At 40.8% G+C, this 660-nt stretch carries 1 protein-coding gene; it reads left to right on the top strand.

Features of this window, described 5'->3' with window-relative positions:
• On the top strand, positions 1-637 hold a 637-nt coding region (locus EI162_RS14445), incomplete at its 5' end, for an IS1 family transposase (protein ID WP_192524983.1).
• Positions 638-660 lie beyond the last annotated feature (23 nt).

Below are 660 nucleotides of genomic sequence, written 5' to 3'. Positions count from 1 at the left end.
AAAAAGCTATGGCAAGCAGAACTACCAATGCAAGGACTGCAAACGTCAATTTATTGGCGATCATGCGTTAACCTATCACGGCTGTCATTCTAAAATAGAAGACATCATACGGCTAATGATGGTTAGAGGTTGCGGCGTTAGAGACATAGCTGTTATAGCCTCAGTCAGTATCGGTAAAGTATTGAGCACCATAGGCTCATCTGTTTATAAGATCGCGCCTAAGAAGAGCTACTATGAACGCTTAGAGGTTGATGAGTTTTGGACTTACGTGTATCGAAAAAAGCGTAAAGTTTGGCTTATTTATGCTTATGATCGCGCTACCAATGAGATTGTTGCTTATGTTTGGGGCAAACGTGACCTAAAAACGGCTAAGAAGCTAAGAGCACGTTTAAAGCAACTTAAAGTAAGCTACGGCTCTATTAGCATGGATAATTGGGACAGCTTTATAACGGCCTTTAAAGGTGATCACAAACAGGTTGGCAAACAGCATACCATAGGTATAGAGGGTAATAACTGTCGCCTTAGACACCGATTAAGACGAGCGGTTAGAAAGACTTGTTGCTTCTCTAAGAAGCTCGATAATCACTTCAAAGTGTTTGATATGGTGTTCTTTTACATCAATTATGGCTACGTCTGATGCCAGCATACTTTTTAGAACAC

The organism is Psychrobacter sp. FME6 (genome assembly GCF_014861365.1).
Lineage (GTDB): Bacteria > Pseudomonadota > Gammaproteobacteria > Pseudomonadales > Moraxellaceae > Psychrobacter.
Note: the sequence above shows the minus strand (reverse complement) of the source record. Positions and strands in the feature narration are given on the sequence as shown.